13 protein-coding genes are annotated in these 19,995 nt (G+C 41.2%); 12 read left to right on the top strand and 1 reads right to left on the bottom strand.

Annotated elements, in window-relative coordinates; all coding sequences use genetic code 11:
• Positions 1-433: 433 nt before the first annotated feature.
• The 7 genes from HG267_RS07460 (at position 434) to HG267_RS07430 (ending at position 10,033) form a co-directional block, all read left to right on the top strand.
• Positions 434-1,336, top strand: a complete 903-nt coding sequence (locus HG267_RS07460) for a polysaccharide deacetylase family protein (protein ID WP_045868624.1) — start codon at positions 434-436, stop codon at positions 1,334-1,336.
• A gap of 604 nt (positions 1,337-1,940) precedes the next feature.
• Positions 1,941-2,891 carry an ABC transporter ATP-binding protein gene (locus HG267_RS07455; protein ID WP_045868623.1) on the top strand — a complete coding sequence of 317 codons (951 nt, stop codon included), beginning with the start codon at positions 1,941-1,943 and terminating at the stop codon, positions 2,889-2,891.
• Positions 2,892-2,933: 42 nt separating this feature from the next.
• On the top strand, positions 2,934-4,835 hold the full coding sequence (locus tag HG267_RS07450; RefSeq protein ID WP_045868622.1) for an ABC transporter permease: 1,902 nt from the start codon (positions 2,934-2,936) through the stop codon (positions 4,833-4,835).
• Positions 4,836-4,904: 69 nt separating this feature from the next.
• Entirely contained in the window at positions 4,905-6,608 is a 1,704-nt protein-coding gene (locus HG267_RS07445) for a hypothetical protein (RefSeq protein ID WP_045868621.1), read from the top strand.
• Positions 6,609-7,729: 1,121 nt separating this feature from the next.
• Positions 7,730-8,488, top strand: a complete 759-nt coding sequence (locus tag HG267_RS07440; protein ID WP_045871384.1) for an ATP-binding cassette domain-containing protein — start codon at positions 7,730-7,732, stop codon at positions 8,486-8,488.
• Positions 8,485-9,117 (top strand): ABC transporter permease, encoded by a 633-nt coding sequence (locus HG267_RS07435; protein WP_045871385.1) that lies wholly within the window; start codon positions 8,485-8,487, stop codon positions 9,115-9,117. Before HG267_RS07440 ends, HG267_RS07435 begins: the two co-directional genes overlap by 4 nt.
• A gap of 16 nt (positions 9,118-9,133) precedes the next feature.
• Positions 9,134-10,033, top strand: a complete 900-nt coding sequence (locus HG267_RS07430; protein ID WP_045871386.1) for a glycine betaine ABC transporter substrate-binding protein — start codon at positions 9,134-9,136, stop codon at positions 10,031-10,033.
• A gap of 206 nt (positions 10,034-10,239) precedes the next feature.
• On the opposite strand, the gene ald is transcribed toward HG267_RS07430, so the two are convergent.
• The gene (gene ald / locus HG267_RS07425) at positions 10,240-11,331 is read right to left on the bottom strand and encodes an alanine dehydrogenase (protein WP_045871387.1); all 1,092 of its coding nucleotides are present in this window, start codon (positions 11,329-11,331) and stop codon (positions 10,240-10,242) included.
• A 376-nt stretch (positions 11,332-11,707) separates the two neighbouring features.
• Here ald and HG267_RS07420 point away from each other — a divergent pair, with 376 nt between their 5' ends.
• The 5 genes from HG267_RS07420 to HG267_RS07400 all read left to right on the top strand — a co-directional run bounded on the left by HG267_RS07420 (position 11,708) and on the right by HG267_RS07400 (position 19,755).
• Complete coding sequence (locus HG267_RS07420) at positions 11,708-11,881, top strand: hypothetical protein (protein ID WP_155539341.1); 174 nt, start codon at positions 11,708-11,710, stop codon at positions 11,879-11,881.
• Positions 11,882-12,297: 416 nt separating this feature from the next.
• A complete protein-coding gene (locus HG267_RS07415) occupies positions 12,298-12,594 on the top strand; it encodes a hypothetical protein (RefSeq protein ID WP_045871389.1) in 297 nt (98 codons plus the stop codon).
• A gap of 244 nt (positions 12,595-12,838) precedes the next feature.
• Positions 12,839-13,846, top strand: coding sequence for a WD40 repeat domain-containing protein (locus HG267_RS07410; RefSeq protein WP_045871390.1), 1,008 nt, complete (start codon positions 12,839-12,841; stop codon positions 13,844-13,846).
• Positions 13,847-14,334: 488 nt separating this feature from the next.
• Positions 14,335-16,164 carry a response regulator gene (locus HG267_RS07405; protein WP_045871743.1) on the top strand — a complete coding sequence of 610 codons (1,830 nt, stop codon included), beginning with the start codon at positions 14,335-14,337 and terminating at the stop codon, positions 16,162-16,164.
• A gap of 114 nt (positions 16,165-16,278) precedes the next feature.
• Entirely contained in the window at positions 16,279-19,755 is a 3,477-nt protein-coding gene (locus tag HG267_RS07400; protein WP_045871391.1) for a PAS domain S-box protein, read from the top strand.
• The last annotated feature ends 240 nt before the right edge of the window (positions 19,756-19,995 follow it).

Below are 19,995 nucleotides of genomic sequence, written 5' to 3'. Positions count from 1 at the left end.
AAGCAATCCCAGAATATCAGGCGATTACGTCGCTGCGCTCGTAATGACGTAATTACGTGACTTTTGCGTAAGTCCTATTTGAAATTCATGTGTTGCTTTATTAGCAATGCTTTTTGTGCGTTACGGCTTACACCTAACCCACACTAAATTACTTCCGAATGATTGATTTGCGACAACCAAAAATTTTTATACATCATTTATTGCAAACTGCTGTAAGTATACAGATATAGACCACTCTGCTAAACCAGTAAATCAGAATAATCTAGTTATACTTTCTGTGAAAGGTAAACATATGAACAGCTATCTGATGTGAACAAAGTTATTAGCTATCAAAGCAATTTTTGTTTACAATCTCTTACTTAGTACGTAATTGGCCCTTATAAAGTATGTCTACCTTACTTTAGGCATCCACAGTGGTTGAAGGAGAATTAAAGTGGCAGATAAGAAATCTTCGGTTAGACGAGGAATTATATTTATCCCATTAATTGCCGGAGTTTGTACTTTTGGCGCGGGATTGTATTGGCTGATGGATCAAACAGACCATCAAATGCACATTCAGAAGTCAAAGTCACTAACAGCCAAAGCGTTAATTAATCAGCAAGATTTGGCATTAAATAGAGACGCTGTTTCTTCTACAAACAGCCATATATTTGAAGTACCAAAAGCATTTCAAGGAAAAGTAGTTCAGCAGTTACCATTAACTGATAAAAATAAAGTTATTGCGCTGACTTTTGATGATGGCCCTGCACCTAAATACACAGAACAGATTTTAGGAATTCTGAAGAAAGAAAATATTAAAGCGACTTTCTTCTGTGTAGGGGAAATGGTGCATTATTTTCCTCAAATTGCTAAGGAGGAAGTAGCGGCTGGTAATGCTATTGGCAATCACACATGGCATCATTGGTATCGCAAGATGAACCCAACTATTGCACAGCGTGAGATTGAATCTACTGCTACACAGATATACGAAACTACGGGAGTTAAAACATCTCTATTTCGTCCGCCTTTTGGCATCCTTAACAATGGTGTAGCTGACTACGCTAAGAAGAATAATTATGCCATATTAATGTGGTCAGATGACTCTGAAGATTATCGTCGTCCTCCCGTATCTAGGCTAGTTAATAATGTTATCAAAGGTGCAAAACCAGGTGGCATGATATTAATGCACGATGGTGGTGGAAATCGCTCCAATACAGTTAAAGCTTTACCAGAAATTATTGATACTCTGAAAAAGCGTGGCTATAGTTTTGTAACCATACCTGAATTATTAGCAATACAAGCACAAAAACCCTTGGTGAGAATGGCCAAATTCCATCAACCAAACAAAGATATGTAAAATTTACTCAATTAATATTTACCAAAAATATAATAATAGTAATTATTAGTTGTATTCGTGGATAATATCTGCGAATACAACTTTTTTGTATTTTATGCAAACAAAGTACGCAAAAATTTAACCAACTCAAATAATGTTTGCGACAGATAAATCCTTTGTAAGGGCACGGCATCCGCAATCTTTTGGCATATCAAATATCATACTGGTGCCGTGCCCCTACCTATCTGTCGCGTTCTTTTTTCAAAATAGTATTAGACTTATTTCAAGATTTTTTGACATATAAATTATCTGTAGAGGCATAAATATTTATGCCTATCTTTCAATTCTTTTGGTGTGTTACGCTTAACACCTAACCCAACGCACTGACTCCACTATATGGTGCTGAGATTTATTCAAAAATAAAATTGGATTCCTAATATTATTCATCCGGTTACAGTAGAAAATATACTGAATATTAAATAAAAACAGTATTGATTGAGCGAAGTATTAATACTTAATAACATTAAGTTTGTGTAAACCTGGTTTCCATTTCTGAAACAGACATGGCAAATGCTGTAGAGACAGGTTAGGTTAACTTATAATCACAAGCCGCACCAAAGCAGGTATGGTAAAAGAATTAGCAATTCGTACCTCTGGACTGACGAAGCAATTTGATCGCCATGTTGCGGTCAATGATGTTGATTTAGAGATCCAAGCAGGTGAAGTATACGGACTTATTGGGCCGAATGGCGCAGGTAAAACAACTCTCATCCGCATGTTAGCAGCCGCAGAGGAGCCAACAACGGGTGAGATTTATATTAATGGCGATCGCTTGTTGCGTGACAAAAGTAATCCCACTCTCAAGCGTCGTCTGGGCTATTTACCTGATGACTACCCACTGTATGAGGATTTAACAGTTTGGGATTACCTAGATTATTTTGCGCGGCTATATCGCTTGCGGGAACCACGCCGCACTCAACGTCTGCATGAAGTATTAGAACTGATACAACTCGGTAATAAGCGTAATAGCTTAATTTCTACCCTATCGCGGGGGATGAAGCAGCGCTTAAGTTTAGCGCGCACAATTATTCATGAACCCATCTTACTGCTGTTAGATGAGCCTGTTTCCGGTCTTGACCCCATCGCCAGGATGCAGTTCCGGGAAATTATTAAGGCTTTGCAAGAAGCGGGAATGACAATTTTGATTTCTTCCCACGTTCTCAGCGATTTAGCAGAACTCTGTACTTCTGTGGGAATTATGGAACTGGGCTTTTTAGTAGAAAGCGCTTCTCTGCAACAACTTTACCAGCGGCTATCCCGTCAACAAATTGTGTTGTCTACATTGGGAGATTTAGAAACATTACTGCGGGAAGTAAAACATCATCCTTTGGTGGAAGAATGGGAAGTAATATCTGGTAAAAACAGTCTCAGAATTAACTTTTCCGGTAAGCAGGAAGATAGCGCTGAGTTATTGCGATCGCTAATTCATGTTGGTATTCCGATTACTGATTTTCACTGCACCCAAGAAGATTTAGAAACCATTTTCTTAAAGTTAGGGCACAAGCAAGCATCTTAATTCCGCAATAATTTTTAATTCCTCTGTTTGGAGCTTTTATCTATGATGCTCAAGTGGTTAGACAAAATCGGTGATTGGAATCCGCAATTGTTGCGCGAACTCAAAGGCCGCCTGAAACCTGTCAATATTTTAATTGCCTTGGCAATATCCTTAGTAACTCAACTAGGGACTTATATATATCAAATCAGCGAGTTGCCTAGCAAAACATATGCTATGTCAGGCATATACTGCAATCTTGCTGACGGTTATCAAAAAAATCTTACCTTTCTCAATCAAAGCCTTGAGCAGGTTAACTCCAAAATCAATAGTTATAGTGGGAGTAAAAACTCAGATTTATTAGCGAAAATCCCGGATTTAAAATTAGAACAAAAATCCCTACAACAGCAAATTGATAATTTTAGGAACCTGTTATATCAAACTTCTTGCCCATCCGAGCAAATAAATATGCAAATGTGGTGGCAAGACCATTGGAAATATATATTTATGACGCTGAGTGTGATGTTTATCTTCACACTTTTAGTTGCTGGTACTTATTTGCTCATCAATAATTTAGGGCAAGAAGAACGTCGCGGCACATTAAATTTTTTACGTCTCAGTCCGCAGTCAGAAGCCAGTATTTTAACTGGCAAAATGTTAGGTGTGCCAATTCTTGTCTATCTCACAGTTTTAGCGGCAATACCTTTACATTTATTGTCAGGTATTTTGGCGCAAATTCCCTTCACTGGGATTCTAGCTTTCTATATAGTACTGGCTGCTAGTTGTGTTTTCTTCTACAGTAATGCATTGCTATTTGGCTTAATTAGTCGTTGGTTTAGTGGTTTTCAACCTTGGTTAGGAAGTGGTTTAGTTCTCCTGTTTCTATGCGTAACTTTGCAAACGTTATTTTATAGTGCAGATGTTCACAATATACTCGCTTGGTTAAGCTTATTAAATCCTGCGAGTATGCTCGGCTATCTCACACCGCGATATCAGGAACCAGCAATACAAGGAATACAGTTTTTTTACTTACCACTTGGTAAAAATCTGATTGGTCTACTTGCCTTACATTTATTTAATTATGGTGTAGGCATTTACTGGGCTTGGGAAGGAATGAAACGCCGCTTTCGTAATCCTGATGGCGCAATTTTGAATAAAGTTCAGAGTTATTTTTTGGTGGCGAGTTATCAAGTAATTTTTTGGGGATTTACTCTGCAATACTCTAACAATTACTGCTCAGATTACAGAGGTGGTCAATCTATTCCTTGTTATCATGACTTGAACTATCAAATAGTTCAAAATTGGGGATTTATAGCATTTTTTAATATCATGCTATTACTTTCCTTACTGGTAATTTTGTCACCTCACAGACAAACTATCCAAGATTGGGCAAGATATAGACATGAAAAAGTTGCTAATTTTCAAGGATTTTGGCGGAAATTTGCGCTCACAGATTGGCTGGTAGACGAAAAAAGTCCAGCACTATTGGCAATGTTGATTAATTTAGCGATCGCAACTACGCCATTATTAGTTTGGATTGTACTTGCACCAATGTTGAATACTCGCCATAACACTGCCATAGAGTGGGTAAATGATATTGGTAGATTGCGGGCTATTTTAGGCGTGGCTTTATTCATTAGCCTGATGATGATTTACGCCACCTTAGCTCAACTAATGCTAATGATGAAAACTTCTAAGCGTTCAATGTGGGCAGTGGGGAGTATAGTTGCGGCTATCTTCCTGCCACCATTGTTTCTCGGAATCCTAACTATTAAACCAGCAGCTTATCCAGTAGCATGGCTATTTTCTACCTTTCCTTGGGCTGGTTTAGAATATGCTGCCACAATCACAGTTTTTAAGGCATTTATAGCTGAATTAACTGTCCTAATTTTGTTAAATATCAAATTAGCAAAGCAGATAAAGTTAGCCGGAGAATCTGCTACAAAAGCCTTGTTAGCAGGACGTTAAGAGGAAGGAGGTACAAAAAATAACAAAAGCCAAACATCCAACACTCAACACCAAAAGAGAGTTTTTAATATGAATCTAAATTGGATGAATCAAGTAGGAGATTGGAATCCTCAACTGTTGCGCGAACTGAAAGGAAGGCTAAAGCCGCGCAACTTAATACTTTCTGGTGGTATCTCATTGCTGGGTCAATTTATCATATTTATGTATTTTCAAACCCAGCTACCTACAAAACTCGAACTTGTATACAATTCCTTTGACCGATATTGCACAGGTAAACTTGAATATAATTCGCGAGAATGCCTTGTAGATGGATTTGGTAATCTCATTATCAACTGGCAATTGTGGTATTTAGATGTATTTACCTGGCTAGGGATTATTGGCTCTATTTCACTTTTAGTTGCTGGAACTTACCTAATTATTAATGATTTAGCTGCTGAAGAACGGCGTGAAACTCTCAATTTTATTCGCTTGAGTCCCCAAACGCCTCGAAGTATTTTATTGGGCAAAATGTTAGGCGTGCCGATTTTACTTTATCTTGGGGTACTATTAGCAGTTCCTTTACATATATGCTTGGGTTTAGCTGGGAAAATTTCGTTTCCTCAGATTTTTAGCTTTTACGCAGTGGTGGTTGCTGCGGGGATTTTATACTATAGCAGCGCCTTGCTATTTGGCTTAGTTGGTTCCTGGTTGGGAGGGTTTCAAGCTTGGTTAGGTAGTGCTGTAGCTTTAGGTTTTCTGTTAGTTACTTCGCCAATAGCCTTCAAAGAAGTATCAAATGAATATCCATTGGTTTTTGCTAGACTGATTAATCCTTCTTTATTAATTCCGTCTACTGCAATCAATTCTACTTTTAATTATGCTGGTTACTGGCTTACCAATTTTCACTGGTTTGCTTTACCTTTGGGAAATAGCAGAGTAGTAACACTTGGCTTTGCTTTATTGATTTACGGTTTAGGAACCTATTTTATTTGGCACTCCTTAAAACGTTGCTTTCGTGACCCCAATACCACAATGTTGAGTAAGCGGCAGAGTTATTTATTAACTGCTAGCTTTGCATTGCTGACTTTGGGATGTGCAAATTGGCAAAGATTAGTTTTGGAAGGAAATCCCAGCACATATCTTTTAGCTGAAAATCTCATGTGCTTATTGTTATTAGATTTTTGGCTGTTTCTCTATTTAATTGCTGCACTCAATCCTCATCGTCAACCCCTGCAAGATTGGGCGCGTTATCGTCGCACATCTAATTCTCAAGGAGTAGTAGGTAGAAAGCTGTTGCAGGATTTGATGTGGGGTGAAAAAAGCCCCGGATTGTTAGCGATCGCTATTAATGCCATGATTGCGATTATTGCTATGTGTGGGTTAATTCTCCTCTCCCAAGTCCAACTTGATGAAAAAATCAGAGCGTTTTTCGCTCTAGTGTTATCTGGTAGTTTAGCTATGCTTTATGCATCCATAGCTCAACTATTTTTATTCACCAAAAATCAGCATAGAATCTTTTGGGCTGCGGCTACTGTTGCTGCTCTGATTGTAGTACCAGTGATAGTTTTAGCTATATTCTCCCCTTACGTCAGAGACAACAATTATTTCTACTTGCTTTCAGTAATTGGGCCGATTTTTGCGATCGCACCTGGTGCAAACTCAATATCACCCATCACCGCATTGCTGTCAATTCTTGGTTATTGGAGTGCTGTGGGATTATTGGTATTCCAACTCAAGCGGAAGCTAGTCAAAGCTGGAGAGTCTGCTACTAAGGCGTTCATAGCTAGTAATTAAATACTGCTAAGTAAAATAGACTTCTAAAAGAAGTCTGGGAAAAGGTTAAGGGGGGAGGGGGAAAGGTTTTGTATTTTCCCTTTCCCCTTTAACCTTTTTCCTTTGCCCATCTCTTGCAAAAGTGCTTTTTACAATAAGTCTAATGAGCCGCAATACTTGTCGGTTAAGGGCAAAAGGCGAAGGGGAAAAGGGACAAGAAAAAACCTTTAACCCTTACCCTTTCACCTTTTCCCCAAACCAAATTAAGAGTTGACAATCCTTAACCGAGCACTATTGTAATGAGCAGATGAGGAAAAATATCTAAAACAAAAACCCAGTGGTTTTCACTGGGTTTTTGTTAGGGTTAATCCCTAAACTTTACTCTATAAAGCTTATATATAAGTTGTTGGACTAATAATTACAATAATCTGCTCTAAGCGCTTCCGCAGAAATACTGAACTTATCCAAGCCATCACTTTTGAATAGTTAATTCTACTGATAATCAATGACAATGCCATATAAAACAAAAACCCAGTGAAAACCACTGGGTTCTTGTTGGGGTTAATCCCCGAACTTTACTGTATAAAACTTTTTCTCTAGTTGCTGGCTTAATAATGATTTAAACAATGCCCTATCCGCTTCCGCATAACTACTGAACTTATTAATAGCCTCAATTTTTTGTGCTTAAATCCACGGATAATCAATTACCATGATTGCGGGAAACCCTTGCAGTAATTCACTCTAAAACAAAAACCCAGTGGTTTTCACTGGGTTCTTGTTGGGGTTAATCCCCGCACTTTCTGTATAAGACTTTTCTATATCTTGGTTTAATAATGATTTAAACAATGCCCTATCCGCTTCCGAATAACTACTGAACTTCCTCACCCCAGCAATTTTTTATGCATAAATCTACGGAGAATAAATTGCTATGATTGCGGGAAATCCTGGCAGTAAGTTACTCTCAAACAAAAACCCAGTGATTATAACTGGGTTTTGCTTGGGGTATATCCCCGCACTTTTCGGTATAGGGCTTCAGTATAGTTGCTTGTCTGATAATGATTACAACGGTAGCTTTGAAGATTCCGGAAAAATACTAGAATTTTTGACACTCATAGGATGATCAAGAAAATACCAGGTAAATCATGCCAGAAAATCACCAAATCGCTGTTGAATTCCGTGATGTCACCTTTAGCCGTAACCATCGCCCTTTGGTATCCCATCTCAATTTCTCGATTCGCCAGGGAGAAGCATTAGTATTGCTGGGGCGCAGTGGTAGCGGTAAAACCACGACTATGAAATTGATTAATCACCTGTTCACACCTACCACAGGGGAAGTGTTATTTGATGGTATCCCGACAACGCAATGGGACGAAATTAAACTACGGCGTAAGATTGGTTATGTAATTCAAGAAATTGGTTTATTTCCCCATTTCACCGTAGAACGCAATGTAGGTTTAGTTCCGACTTTGGAAGGTTGGAAACCAAAACAAATTAAAACCAGGGTTTATGAGTTATTGCACTTGGTAGGTTTAGAACCAGAACAATTTGCTGGGCGTTATCCCCACGAACTGTCGGGGGGACAAAGGCAAAGGGTGGGCGTAGCTAGGGCGCTAGCAGCCGATCCGCCTGTATTATTAATGGATGAACCATTTGGCGCACTCGATCCGATTACTAGGCTGGAAATTCAGCAAGAGTTTCGCCGCTTACAACAAGACTTAGGCAAAACCGTGGTGTTTGTCACCCATGACATTCAAGAAGCATTTGTGTTGGCATCACGAATTGGTTTAATGTATGGGGGAGAATTGGTAGTATTAGGGACAAAGGATGAATTTATGTTATCCTCACATCCTGAAAGTTTAGCTTTCCTCCAATGTCTGCATTCTCTGCAAGACAATTTATGAAAGATTTCTTTTTGATTAAGTACGCCCCCGAAATTTTGCAGCATACCCTGGAACATTTATTTATGGTGGGCATTGCAATTGGAATTGCTATATTAATCGGCATTCCTTTAGGCATTTTAATTACCCGTCAAACCCAACTCCGCCAACCGATTTTAGGGATTGCCAATATTTTACAAACTATTCCCAGTTTGGCTTTATTTGGCTTATTAATTCCTGTGCCTGTAATTGGCGGTATTGGTGTAGTACCTGCAATTGTAGCTTTAACTTTATATTCTTTATTACCGATAATTCGCAATACTTACACTGGCATTATTGGTGTAGATCCAGCAATTAGAGAAGCTGGGCGAGGTATGGGGATGACAGATAAAGAATTGTTATTACAGGTGGAAATTCCTTTAGCAATGGGAGTAATTTTAGCTGGGGTTAGAGTTGCCACTGTGATTGCTATTGGGATTGCAACTATTGCAGCGGCTATTGGTGCTGGTGGGTTAGGTGTATTTATTTTTCGCGGAATTGCAGTGGTAAATAATCAGTTAATTTTAGCTGGTGCGGTTCCTGCTGCATTAATTGCGTTAATTGCTGATTTGGTAATTGGTTGGATTGAAGGAAAGTTAAAGGTTAAAGGTTGAAAGCAATGTTTTAAAGATGAAAAAATTTCTGAGTTTATGCCTATTAACAGTTGCCTTGATAATTGCGATCGCTAGTTGTAGTCCTAATACCAATACAACTAGTAGTGGCGATATTATTGTCGCTTCTAAAGATTTTACCGAACAAGATATTTTAGGTGAGCTTTTAGCCCAACAAATCGAAGCCACAACTAATTTAAAAGTAGCTCGTCGCCCCCGCTTAGGTGGTTCTTTTGTCTGCCATAGTGCAATTACAGCAGGGAAAATTGATGCTTATATTGAATATACTGGTACAGCTTTTACAGGTATTTTAAAACAACAAGTAGTTAACGACCCCAAAATAGTTTACACAAAACTCAAGCAAGCCTACGCCCAACAATTTAATTTAGAAGTCATGCCCAGTTTGGGTTTTGAAAACACTTTTGCCATGACTATTCGCGGCGAAGATGCGCGGCGCTACAATTTACAAACTCTCTCGGAAGCTACTCAATATACTCCTCAGTGGCGAGGCGGTTTTGGCTATGAATTTTTAGAACGGGAAGATGGGTTTGCGGGTTTAGCGAAAACCTATAATTTACGTTTTTCCAAACCACCCCAAATTATGGATTTAGGCTTAATTTATCGGGCATTAATTCAAAAACAAGTAGATATGGTAGCGGGAAATTCCACTGATGGGCAAATTGCCCGTTTGGGTTTAGTGGTGCTAAAAGATGATAAGCAGTATTTTCCACCTTATGAAGCTACGCCCATTGTCCGCAAAGCAACTTTAGAAAAATATCCGCAGTTAAAAAATGCGATCGCTCAACTGGCTGGTAAAATTTCCGCAGACGAAATGCGGCAATTAAATTACCTAGTTGAAGGTGAATTACAGGATATTAAAGATGTTGTCCGCGAATTCCGGAAGTCCAAAGGATTATAAGCTAAACCACATCTAGTTTGCATAATCTGAAATTGTATATTTCTTGTGGGGTGGGCATCTTGCCCGCCCAATATATGCAAGTTAAATGAGGAACAACTTTAATATTTCACAATCATTGTAGGGGCACAGCATGGCTGTGCCCTATCTTTGACATTTGACTCTTGACTACCCTAACGAGTTAATAGCCAATTTCCACGCGTCGCCGCTTAACTTACCAAATCGGGGAATACTTCCTGTACAGCAGGATGTACTAAGCGATGATTTTGGACATTCACACCCTTAGCTAATGCAGGGTTAACATCCAGCGCCTTAATGCCGAGATTTGCTAACTGCACAACGTAAGGTAAGGTACTGTTATTAAGCGCTTGGGTAGCAGTCCAAGGTACTGCACCAGGCATATTAGGAACGCCATAATGCACCACACCCTCTTCAATGTAAATGGGGTTAGTGTGGGAGGTAGTGCGTAAAGTTTCCACGCAACCGCCTTGGTCAACAGCCACATCCACAATTACAGAACCGGGACGCATTTTTTGTACCAATTCACGAGATACTAATATTGGTGCTCTACGTCCAGGCACCAAAACCGCACCGACTAACAAGTCAGCTTCTTTAACGGCGGCTTCGATATGGGCAGAGTTGCTATAAAGCAATTCAACTCTAGAGCCAAATAGAGTTTCTAGGTAGGATAAGCGTTCGACATTCACATCCAAAATTTGTACGATCGCGCCCATACCTACAGCGATTCTAGCTGCTTCTGTCCCAACTACGCCGCCGCCTAAAATCACAACTTTGCCTGGTTTTACACCAGGTACGCCACCCAAAAGCACACCTCGCCCGCCTTGCTGACGTTCCAAATACCTTGCGCCGAATTGTACTGATAGCCGACCGGCAATAATGCTCATAGGAGAGAGCAAAGGTAATTTATTTGCACCAGGCTGTTCTACAGTTTCATAGGCGATCGCACAAGTGCCGCAATCAATTAAACTCTCAGTTAATTTGCGATCGGCTGCTAAATGCAGATAAGTAAATAATATCTGCCCTTTCTGCAAAAATTTATACTCAGCTTCTAGAGGTTCTTTGACTTTAACAACTAGTTCCCGATTCCAAACCGCTTCTGGTGTGGGGACAATCTCCGCCCCAGCACTAATGTACTCCTCATCGGTAAAACCAGCACCATTACCAGCTTGGGTTTGAACGAAAATCTGATGACCATTTTCGCGCAACACCCGCACGCTCGAAGGACTCAACCCTACACGAAACTCTTGATCCTTAGTTTCTTTAGGAATGCCGATTTCCATTTACAGCCTCTAATTAATTTTTGTTTAACTTTAGCCTGCCAGTCTCAGAGTGGCTACTTCCGTATTAGGGATAGCTAATAATTGCTCTGAGTTCCTTACCTTCTTTGTGAGTGTTGCCAAACTGTACTCTTGACTATTACCCTTGTCTGCCTAAAATATATAAAGAATAATAAATAATTGTAAACAACGGTTTACAAAGGTTCGATTCAAGCAGCTACTGCTGGACTTCTGAAGCTGTCTTGCTGGCGATTCAAGCATAGCAACTCAGTTCCACACCCACAGAAGTGCTGATGTCTATACCCTGTTTCAAGCCGCAGTGGCTATAAACATCTAACAATCACATTTAGTTTGCCGACAAATAAGAGAGGAATTGTTGATGATGACACAACCAAAGCCCACCGTTACCCCCAAACTCGAAGAGCCAAAGTTAGGCTTTAATGAATATGCCGAACGCTTGAACGGTCGAGCTGCCATGATTGGCTTTATTTTGATGGTATTAATTGAATACACCACCAATCAGGGCGTGTTATCATGGCTCGGTCTGAAGTAGTACTGCTGTAGAAGCCCAGATTTTTAAGTTTTAAGCTAGTAATTAGAGAGTTTTGACCAGCTGGAACAACCAGCTGGTTTTAACTTAAGTAATTAATAGCGAAACTAGCTGCTATAGCTTAACGTCTATGGCTATTAAGTAGATTTTGTCAAAGGGACTGGGGACTGGGAATTATTCTTTTTACTCAGAACTCTTGTACAGACGCGATTAATCGCGTCTCTCCAACTCAGCATTTTCAACTTAGACTGGCAATTACTATATGCAAGAGGGTAAATTACTACACTTCCTCTCCTACTTAATAAAATTATAATACTTTCAACGCCTTGACATCAGCAGGGCCAATCAAGGCCTGATAGCAAGTTAGGGATTTTCGATATATTTACATATAAAGCTAAACTGGATTAAACCAAGCTGTGATGAACGTTCTCTTACCTCGTTTTTTGAAGTCATCTTACCGTAAAGAACCGCTAATAAGTGTGTTAATTACAATGGGCGTAGTTGATGCCCTGATTGGTGGCTTAGATGATAGCTGGTCATTATTTACTTTTGGCTTAGGGATAGCTGGAATTAGCGTTGGCTGGAAACTGTGGCGTATGTACCAAAGCCGCCCTCCTATACCTGAAGAGCCTGTAGTACAACATTACTTACCTTCACGCTCATCTAGCCCAACTTTACCGATGTTGACAGTGACGAAGAAAAAACCACCACAATAAACAGTGCTGAGTAGTGAGTGCTGAGTCCTGAGTTCTTACCCTGAATTTTTTAGGGGTGGATAATATCTTAGTGTTCCTGAATAACTTCTCAACTCTCACAGAATAACTAGTAGACCCTCGGAGGGCACTTTGCTCAAGATTAGAGTAGGGTAGCAACAGGCGTTAGAAAGTGAGAAAAACTGTGAGCAGTGAGGGAAAATTTAGGGGCTATTTTGTGCTGCGCCCGTATATAGTTCTGGCGTTTATGGCTTCTATAATCCTTCCAGAGGCAATCTGGAAAGAAGTCTTCATTCATACTGCTTATGCTGCTACAGAAACAGCAACAAACTCACAAGCTAAAACTAACTTTGCCAATCCCCAGTTAATTTACACCCTGCAAGGGCATGGGGGAACTGTTAAATCCTTAGCTTTCAGTCCAGATAGCAAAACTCTTGCTAGTGGCGGTGCGGAAAATGAAGGTGTAATTCGCTTGTGGAATCTGACAACAGGCGCACGGGTGGGGACTATCCGCAAAGCACATAAAACAGCCGTCGAATCTTTGGTGATTTCACCTGACGGACAAACCTTAGCCAGTTGTAGCAGTGACTACACGATTAATATTTGGAATCTCAAAAATCAGCGATTTAAACGCTCTTTTGTCGGGCACAGCACAAATGTCTTGTCCTTAGCAGTATCCCCTGATAGTAAACTTCTTGTCAGCGGTGGGATAGATGGAATTCGCCTCTGGGATTTACCGCAACAACGTCCTTTAGGTACTTTAGTTAACTTTGATAACTTAATTTACGCCCTAGCAATTAGCCCTGATGGTACAACCTTAGTGAGTGGTGACTATAAGGGTGTAGTCAAACTGTGGAACTTAAGTACAGGAAAATTAATTCGTGCATTTGTCGGACATTACGATTTAGTTAGTGCTGTAGCTTTTACACCCGATAGCGAAACCCTAGTTACAGCTAGCCACGATCGCACAGTTAAAATTTGGAATATTCAGACTGGCAAACTCATCCAAACTTTAACCGGACATAACAACTGGGTAAACGCCATTGCTGTAAACCCCGATGGCAAAACCCTCGCCAGTGCTGGGAAAGATGGCATCAAATTGTGGGATTTAACGACAGGCGAGTTAATTAATACACTTAGCAGCCATACAGATTGGGTAAGTGCGATCGCTTTTAGTCCTAATGGTCAAATGCTTGCCAGTGGTGGTTTTGATAAACAAATTAAGGTTTGGGGAACTGCACCAAAGCGTAAGTAGTTATACTAATTCAAATAATATTGGTGACATATCAATATATTCTAGAGGGCAAGGCACTGCCTATTGGTGTCAACTGAAGCTAAAAGCTATATAGGGCGGGCGTTGTACAAATACCTCGCGCCCTCATCCCCTAACCCCTTCTCCCGCAGGAGAAGGGGAACTAAATCTCTTGCTCCCCTCACCCTGTGGGTGAGGGGCTGGGGGTGAGGGCGAAACCTTGCAACCAAGAGGGTTTCACGTTAAGTTGACACGTATGGGCAATGCCGTGTCCCTACAACCTGCCGCATTCTTTTTTAAAATTGGTATTAATAATTGGCAGTCCCTAAATCGCCATTCTCAACCACCCTGTTCCCTCTTGCCCGTTCCCTGTTCCCTGTTAATATGATTAATTTTTATTCCTCATGTACTTGCAATCTGTGATAAATCTTGCTGAACTGGACTCAGCAACCTAAATAATTGCTGTAAAAAACCAACCAAGAATGCATCGGATGAAAATTTTGCTGATAGAGAATGATTTGTTACTCAGTCAGGTATTGGCAGAGTTTCTGAGTGCAAATCATTACACTATCGACTTGGTAAATAATGGGCAAACAGGGCTAGAGTTAGCCATATCGGGGGAATATGACTTAATTTTACTAGACTGGCATATTCCCCAAGTAGATGGAATTAGTTTGTGTCGCCAGATGCGATCGCTTGGCTATAGTAAACCCATTTTGTTACTCACAGCAAATAATTCTAATGCAGATATTGTGGCAGGTTTCGATGCTGGGGCTGATGATTATGTTATCAAGCCTTGTGAACCAGAAGCATTACTGGCAAGAATTCGGTCTTTATTGCGGCGCAGTGGGGCATTTTCAGCTTCCAAGTTAACTTGGGGTAATCTGTGTTTAGACCAAATCTCTGCTAAAGTTACTTACAACGCTCAAGTAATTTCCCTGACAGTTACAGAACACAAGCTGCTGGAATTGTTTTTACAAAACCCCAATCGTATTTTTAGCCGGAGGGTAATTTTAGATAGGCTTTGGGGATTTGATGATGCACCAATTGAGAATGCTGTGACGACGCATATTAAAGATTTGCGGAAAAAACTCAAAGCCGCAGGGATGACGGAGGATATTTTAGAAACAGTATATGGTATTGGCTATCGCTTACAATCTCCGCCCACTGCTGCTTCTATTGCAGAACATCAAGATAGTCAAAAACAATCCCCTACTCAAGATTTAACGGCTATTAATCGAGTATTGGAACGATTAATTAATTCCTTGAATCATCAGGTGGTGGTACTGGAGGAAGCGAAAACTGCACTATTAACGGGAAATTTCCACCAAGATTTACAGCAACAAGCAAAGCATGAGGCTCACAAGCTAGCTGGCTCAATGGGGTCTGTTGGTTATTCCCAAGGTTCTCAACTGGCGCGAACATTAGAAAATCTACTCAGCAGCGATCGCACTCTTACCAATGAGGAAGTTACACAATTTTGCCAATTAGTGGAGGCATTGCAACAAGAGTTAACAAAACCGCCAATTCCAGCGATCGCGCCCCCAACTCCGCCGCGTCAAACTCATTTTGTGTTGGTGATTGATGATGATACTCTGCTGACTGAGCGTTTATGGATAGAAGCACAGGCTTGGGGAATACAAATTAAAATCGCTGGTAATTTAACTACAGCTCGCTCCATCCTAGTCTTTGAAACTCCTGACGCTGTTTTACTAGATTTATCTTTTCCTGATACAGAAGAAGACGGCTTAACGCTACTGCGAGAACTGGCAGCAAAATCGCCAAATTTACCCATTGTAGTTTTTACAGCGCGAGATAGCCTTGCCGATCGATTAGCAGTATCACGCTTAGGTGCAAGGCAATTTTTACACAAACCTGCTACTACTGAGCAAATTTTTCAAGCGATCGCCCGTATTTTAACTCAGCCTCAAATCACAGAAGCCAAGGTCTTAATTGTCGATGATGACCCTGTGATGCTAGCCACATTAGCCGCCTTACTGACTCCTTGGGGGCTAGAGGTAACTACATTGAACGAACCTCAGCATTTTTGGCAAGTCTTAATTACAACATCACCAGATATAGTGGTGCTAGATGTAGAAATGCCTGAAATTAGCGGTTTAGAGTTGTGTCAAATTGTGCGCCAGGATGCTAAATGGGGTGATTTACCAATTTTAGTGGTCACAGTCCATACCGAAGCAGAATTTCTTCAACAAGCATTTGCTGCTGGAGCCGATGATTTTATTACCAAGCCAGTATTAGCGCCAGAATTGGTAACAAGGGTACTGAGTCGCATTGAGCGAGTGCGTTCTTTAAGGGGATGAGGGAGGGGGCGGGGAGCAGGGAGCAGGGGAGAAATAATTAATAATCCACCCCATTAACCATTACCCATTACCCATTACCCATTTTTCACACCCTATAAGCTATAAGAAAAAATTATGAAAATCTATTCTAAATTATTATCTTATGGGGTAGCGATTGGCTCACCGGCGATCGCACTTTTGCTGTCGCTTTGGGTAGAGTCGCTGTTGTTTCAGCCTATTAGTGCGTTTTTCTATATAGCTGTAATTGTCAGTACTTGGTATGGTGGCTCTCGTCCAGGAATTGTCACAGTTGTTCTTTCCACACTGGCAATTGATTATTTCTTTATTCCTCCTAAATACCAGATTGGGATGAAGTCAGTATGGCCAGATATATTGCGGGTAATACTTTTCCTACTGGTTGCCTTAATTATTCATTTGCTGACTAGCAACTTTCTCAAAAGTAAACAGAAGATTCAAAAACTGAGCCAGGAATTAGCACAGGAAAAAGCTCAACAACTACGGATGGCGCTATCTGCGGCACAAATGGGGATGTGGGATTGGAATCTGGTAACGGGAGAAATTATTTGGTCGCCAGAACAAGAACAGTTATTTGGCTTGGCGGTTGGGGCTTTTGATGGTAAATATGAAACTTTTGAGGCTTGCTTGCATCCTGAAGATCGTCCAACAGTTGACCAGAAAATACAACAGGCACTACAAAGTCATAGTAACTACCAGAATGAGTATCGCATTATTTGGCCAGATGGTAGCATCCACTGGGTTGAGTCTAGGGGACATGCATTTTATGACGCAGCAAATCAACCTGTGCGGATTACGGGAACTGTGATGGCGATAGATGAGCGCAAACAAGCCCAAGATGCATTGCAGCAAAGCGAACAGCGATATCGTGCATTAGTTCATGCTTCAGCCCAGATTGTCTGGCGCACTGATGCTGAGGGGGGGACAATAGCAGTCCCAGACAATTGGCAAGAACTCACCGGACAATCTCCAGAGGAATGTTTGGGATGGGGTTGGTTAGAAGTGATTCATCCAGATGATCGCGATCGCACTGCTCAAGCCTGGCAAGAATCTTATATAAATCGCAGCTTATATGCAATTGAATATCGCATCCGCATGAAAAATGGCAACTACCGCGATTTTGCGGTTCGGGGTGTGCCAATTGTCGATGCTAATGGGAAACTGCGGGAGTGGATCGGCACTTGTACAGATATTACAGAGCACAAACAAGCAGAAGCAGCCTTAAGGGAAAATCAAATTCAGCTGCAGCGCCAATTGGCTGAAATCGAAACCATCTACCAGTCAGCACCAATTGGGTTGAACGTCTTAGATACTGATCTGCGCTTTGTCCGGATTAATCAGCAACTAGCAGAAATGAATGGGTTTTCGGTAGAAGCGCATATTGGCCATACTATACGAGAGTTGCTACCTGAATTGGCAAACGCAGCTGAACAACTGTTACTCCCCATTTTGGCAACAGGCACACCTGTTCTTAATGTAGAACTAACTGGTAAAACTCCAGCTCAACCAGGCGTACAGCGAACTTGGTTAGAAAGCTTTTGGCCGTTAAAAGATGGTGAACGCATCATTGGTATCAGTACCGTATGCGAAGAAATTACTCAGCGCAAACAAACAGAAATAGCCTTGCGCGAAAGGGAAGCAACTTTACGCTTATTTTTCCAGTATGTACCTGCTGGGATTGCAATGTTTGATCGCGAGATGCGCTATATCATAGCTAGTCAAAGATGGATAGACGACTACAGACTCGATTCTATTGAATCGCTGATTGGGCGATCGCACTACGAAATTTTTCCGGAAATTCCAGAACGATGGCAACAAATTCATCAAAGGTGTATGGCTGGGGCGATTGAAAGATGTGATGAAGAATTGTTTGTCCGCCTAGATGGAAGCCAACAGTGGATACGCTGGGAAATTCGCCCTTGGCATAATGCTACTGGTGAAATTGGTGGCATTATCATTTTTGGTGATGACATTACACAACGTAAACAGGCACAAATTGCCCTAGAACAACTGAATACCGAACTTGAACAACGAGTAGGAGAGCGAACAGCGCAACTTACCCAAACAAATGAGCGCCTGCTAGAGACGGTAATACAGCAGCAAAAAACCCAACTCGCTCTTTTAGAACAGGCACAACTACTGGAGTTTCAGGCTGTAATTACCCGCAATATGGCCGAAGGAGTATGCTTAATCCGCGCTACTAATGCCATTATTGTCTACGCTAACCCCAAATTTGAGCAGATGTTTGGCTATAACTCTGGTGAACTTAACGGTCAGCATGTTTCCATTCTCAACTATGCCACCGAATCGGTAACTGCTGAAGATGTCAATCAAGCCATTCGTGCTGCTGTCTTATCAAAGGGTGAAGCCACCTATGAAGTCCATAATGTAAAAAAAGATGGGACTCCATTTTGGTGTAGTGCAACTTGTTGTGTATTCACTCATCCCCAATATGGGGATGTTCTAGTTGCGGTTCATCAAGACATCACCGATCGCAAAGCGATGGAAGAAGCTTTGCGCCAAAGCGAAGAAAAGTTTCGCCAACTTGCAGACAACATTCAAGTAGTGTTTTGGATCTCAGATCTGAAAATTGGGCAAGTTCTCTACGTGAGCCAAGGATATGAAAGGATTTGGCAAAGAAACTGCCAAAGTTTATATGAAAACCCCTTAACTTGGTTAGATCCTATTCACCCAGACGATCGCCCACTTGTAGAAATTGCCTTTAGGGAACAAAGAATATTGGGAAAATACGACATAGAATATCGGATTATTCAGCCTGATGGTTCCATCCGCTGGATTCACGATCGCGCTTTCCCTATCAGGAATGAACTTGGGGAGATAATTCGCATGACGGGAATTGCCGAAGACATCACCGAACAGCACAAAATTGAACAGATAAAAAGTGAATTTATTAGTATTGTCAGCCACGAACTCCGCACCCCCTTAACTGCAATTCGCGCTGCTTTAGGCTTGTTAAATAGTGGTGTCTACGACAACAAACCAGAAAAATTCAAACGCATGATCGAGATTGCTGCCATCGACAGCGATCGCTTAGTGCGATTGGTTAACGATATTCTCGATTTAGAACGCTTAGAATCAGGTCGTGCAGTTTTAGATAAAAGAACTTACAATGCAGCTGATTTAATTCAACAAGCAGTAGAAGGAGTGCAGGCGATCGCCAAACAGCAAAATATTACCCTAGAAGTAAACTCCACCAACACTAAAGTTTTAGCAGCCGCAGATGCAATTATTCAAACACTCACCAATTTGTTAAGTAATGCCATTAAATTTTCACCTGCCAATTCTACTATTACCCTGAGTGTAGAACAGCAAATAAATTGGGTACTCTTCAAAGTTAGCGATCGCGGGCGTGGTATTCCCCAAGACAAATTAGAAGTCATCTTCGACAGATTTCAGCAAGTAGATGCCTCAGACTCCCGTGATAAAGGTGGCACAGGCTTAGGCCTAGCAATTTGCCGTAGTATCATTGACCAACACGGTGGCAACATCTGGGCTGAAAGTACTTTAGGTATAGGTAGCACTTTTTTCTTTACTCTACCATTGGCTAGGGACTAGGGACTAGGGACTGGGGATTGGGGACTGGGGACTGGGGAACTCGGGGCCCCCTCTGGGGATAAGGGGTAATGGGGACTGGGGACTGGGGACTGGGGAACTCGGGGCCCCCTCTGGGGATAAGGGGTAATGGGGATTAGGGACTGGGAAAAAATAGGGGAGCAGGGAGCAGAGGGAAAAATAACAAACACCAATTACCAATTACCAATCACCCATTACCAATTACCAAATGACAAATGACAA

Source organism: Tolypothrix sp. PCC 7601 (assembly GCF_025677855.1).
Classification (GTDB): Bacteria; Cyanobacteriota; Cyanobacteriia; order Cyanobacteriales; family Nostocaceae; genus Aulosira; species Aulosira diplosiphon.
This window is presented reverse-complemented; position numbering and strand designations above follow the sequence as displayed.